General features: G+C 62.8%; 4 protein-coding genes. 3 read left to right on the top strand and 1 reads right to left on the bottom strand.

Annotated features, from left to right (window positions below; all coding sequences use genetic code 11):
• Positions 1-261, bottom strand: a 261-nt coding sequence (locus tag VF194_RS16740; RefSeq protein WP_330892335.1) for a gamma-glutamyltransferase, incomplete at its 3' end; no start/stop codon positions are given.
• 168 nt (positions 262-429) lie between these two features.
• Between VF194_RS16740 and VF194_RS16735 the strand changes: the two genes are divergently transcribed.
• From VF194_RS16735 to VF194_RS16725, 3 genes are all read left to right on the top strand, one after another.
• Entirely contained in the window at positions 430-2,037 is a 1,608-nt protein-coding gene (locus tag VF194_RS16735) for an ABC transporter substrate-binding protein (protein ID WP_330892334.1), read from the top strand.
• 24 nt (positions 2,038-2,061) lie between these two features.
• Positions 2,062-3,003, top strand: a complete 942-nt coding sequence (locus VF194_RS16730) for an ABC transporter permease (protein ID WP_330892333.1) — start codon at positions 2,062-2,064, stop codon at positions 3,001-3,003.
• A gap of 13 nt (positions 3,004-3,016) precedes the next feature.
• Positions 3,017-3,427 (top strand): ABC transporter permease (locus VF194_RS16725; protein ID WP_414656118.1); only part of this gene is annotated, 411 nt, incomplete at its 3' end.

The following is a 3,427-nucleotide window of genomic DNA, read 5'->3' as shown; positions in this document are numbered from 1 at the left end:
GCCGAAATCCACGACATGGCCGGTCTTTTTCCTGGCGTCGAAGATCTGCATGAAGCCGCCGCCACCGATGCCGCTCATCCAGGGCTCCAGCGCACCGAGCGCGAAAGCGGTTGCAATCGCGGCATCCACGGCATTGCCGCCATCGCGCAGCACCGATGCGCCGATATCCGCAGCGCGTTGATTCTGCGCGGCAACGACGCCGTTGCGGGAGCGCACGGCCTGCTTGGAGTAGCGAAGGGATCGGCTCAAATTCTGCGACATGGGCTATGCCTCCCGAACATGGCTGTGGCGATGCCGTCGCAGGCAGGGTGCGCAACGATGCGGCATGCGGTCGTTTTGTATGGGTCTCGGACAAAGTCGTGCTTGACCCGGCAACCATTACCATGATGAGCTTTCGTTAGCGGTCAAACAAATACAAGGGGGAGTGCTATGCGTCCGCGTACTTTTCGCACCTTGCTTTCAGCCGTCACCCTCAGCGCCGGACTGGGCATGGCCTTCAGCCTTGCAGCCCCGTCGAAGGACGCCGCGGCCCAGGACGACAAGAAAGTCCTGCGCGTCGTGCCGCATGCCGGCCTGCGCATCACCGATCCGATCATCACCACCGCCTTCATCTCGCGCAATCATGGCTACATGATCTACGACACGCTGTTTGCGGTGGACGACAAGCTGGACGTCAAGCCGCAGATGGTCGAGAAGTATACGGTCAGCCAGGACAAGCTGACTTACACCTTCACCTTGCGCGACGGATTGAAATTCCACAACGGGGCGCCGGTGACGTCGGCCGACGTCATTCCGTCGATCAGGCGCTGGGGCGAACGCGACAGCATGGGCCAGAAGCTCATGGGCTTCGTCAAAAACATGGTCGCGGTCGACGACAAGACCTTCGAGATCATCCTCAAGGAACCCTACGGTCTGGTCATCCAGTCGCTCGGCAAGCCCAGCTCCAGCCCCTGCTTCATCATGCCGAAAGCGATGGCCGAAACGCCGTCCAACAAGAACGTGCCGGATGAGATCGGCTCTGGCCCCTTCCGCATGGTCAAGAGCGAATTCCAGCCCGGCGTGAAGGTCGTCTACGAGAAGAACCCGGACTACAAGCCGCGCAGCGAACCCGCGAGCAGCCTGTCCGGCGGCAAGGTCGTCAAGGTCGACCGCGTCGAATGGATCACCATGTCGGATGCGCAGACTGCGACCAATGCCATCATGAAGGGCGAGGTCGATATCATCGAGCAGGCTTCCTTCGACCTCCTGCCCGAATTGAAGAAATCGAAGGAAGTGGTCATCAAGGATCTGCAGCCGCTCGGCTTCAACTACATGCTGCGGATGAACTGGCTGCAGCCGCCGCTGGATAACGTCAAGATCCGCCGCGTCATCCTCGATGCCGTCAACCAGGAAGATTATCTGGCGGCGCAGGTCGGCGATCCCGACTACTACCATGTCTGCCATGCCATGTTCGGCTGCAAGACGCCGCTGAACACCGATGCCGGCGCGCCGAAGCACTACGACGTCGCCACACTCAAGAAGATGCTGAAGGAGAGCGGCTACAAGGGCGAGAAGATCGTCATCATGGCGCCGAGCGATCTGCTCAGCATCGCGCAGCTGCCGCTGGTGACCGCGCCGCTGCTGCGCGAGATCGGCTTCAATGTCGATCTGCAGACGATGGACTGGCAGACGCTGGTCGGCCGCCGCGCCAAGCAGGATCCGATCGATCAGGGCGGCTGGCACATCTTCCATACCGCCTGGGGCACCGCCGACATGATGAACCCGGTGGTCAATGCCGGCGTGAATGCGCTCGGCAAGACCGGCGGCTGGTTCGGCTGGCCGAAGGATGACGAGATCGAGAAGCTGCGCGACCAGTATGCCCGCGAAGGCGACCCGGCCAAGCAGAAGGAGATCGCCACCGCGATCCAGAAGCGGGCCTACGATCAGGTCATGTATGTTCCGCTCGGCGAATACGCCCAGCCGACCGCGCTGCGCAAGAATATCAGCGGCGCGCTGGAAACCCCGGCCTTCGTGGTCTGGAATATCGAGAAGAAGTAAGCTTACGACGAGACCGTTGCCGCAATGCTGCGTCTGATTGCGTCGCGTCTGGTGGCCGCCATCCCCGTCATGGGGGTGGTGGCCATCTTCGTTTTCCTCCTGCTGCGACTCAGCCCGGGAGACCCCGCCGCGATCCTTGCCGGCGATGCCGCCACGCCGGAAGCCATCGCCGCGATCCGCACCGGCCTGGGGCTGGATCAGCCGATCTGGCAGCAATTCGTGACCTGGATCGGCGATCTGGCGCAGGGCGACCTCGGCCGCTCCGTGCTGTCCAAGCAGCCGGTCATGCACATGATCGCCGACCGGGTCGAGCCGACGATCTCGCTGGCGCTCGTCACCCTGATCTTCTCCGTCGCCGTTGCCGTGCCGATCGGCATCATCGCCGCCTGGAAGCAGAGCAGCTGGATCGACCGCGGCATCATGGCGCTGTCGGTCGCGGGCTTCTCGGTCCCGGTCTTCGTGCTGGGCTATATCCTGATCTACATTTTTTCGATCCGGCTCGATCTGCTCCCGGTGCAGGGCTTCGTTTCGATCAGCGAGGGATTCTGGCCCTTCCTGCAGAACCTGATCCTGCCCACCTTGGCGCTCGGCTTCATCTACATCGCCCTGTTCGCTCGCATTACCCGCGCCTCGATGCTGGAGGTGCTGGGCGAGGACTACATCCGCACCGCGCATGCCAAGGGCCTATCCGAACATGTCGTGCTGATCCGCCATGCGCTGCGCAACGCCGCGGTGCCGATCGTTTCGGTCGTCGGCATCGGCTTCGCGCTGTTGATCGGGGGCGTGGTGATCACCGAGACGGTGTTCAACATTCCCGGCCTCGGCCGGCTGGTCGTCGAAGCCGTACTGGCGCGCGACTATCCGATCATCCAGGGCATCATCCTGCTGTTTTCCGGCATCTACGTGCTGATCAACCTTGCGGTCGACATCGCCTATGTCCTGCTCGATCCGCGAATCCGCTATTAAGGCATCGTTCAGCATGCGCGCCGTTCTTCGTCATCCGCTGTTCCGTAATCCCGCCGTGCTGATCGGCGGCGGCATCCTGCTGCTGCTGGTCGTCATGGCGGTATTGGCGCCAATCCTCAGCCAGGCCGATCCGTTGGCCATCGCGCCGCGCTTCCGGCTCAAGCCGCCGTCCGATCATTTCCTGATGGGCACCGACAAGCTCGGCCGCGACGTGCTGACCCGGTCATTCTACGGCGCGCGCGTTTCGCTGCTGGTCAGCATCTGCGTCGCCACCATCGCCATCTCCGCCGGCCTGGTGATCGGGCTCGTCGCCGGCTATATCCGCCGGCTCGACGGCGTCATCATGCGCGTCATGGACGGCCTGATGGCGATTCCGGGCATCCTGCTGGCGATTGCGCTGGTCTCGCTGTCGGGCTCAAGCCTC

The sequence above is a fragment of the Ferrovibrio sp. genome (genome assembly GCF_036381655.1).
Classification (GTDB): domain Bacteria; phylum Pseudomonadota; class Alphaproteobacteria; order Ferrovibrionales; family Ferrovibrionaceae; genus Ferrovibrio.
This window is presented reverse-complemented; position numbering and strand designations above follow the sequence as displayed.

What these genes read in the sequence shown, in the direction of transcription:
- VF194_RS16735 (WP_330892334.1), top strand. Translation starts at nt 430, where the DNA reads ATGCGTCCGCGTACTTTTCGCACCTTGCTTTCAGCCGTCACCCTCAGC.
- VF194_RS16730 (WP_330892333.1), top strand. Translation starts at nt 2,062, where the DNA reads ATGCTGCGTCTGATTGCGTCGCGTCTGGTGGCCGCCATCCCCGTCATG.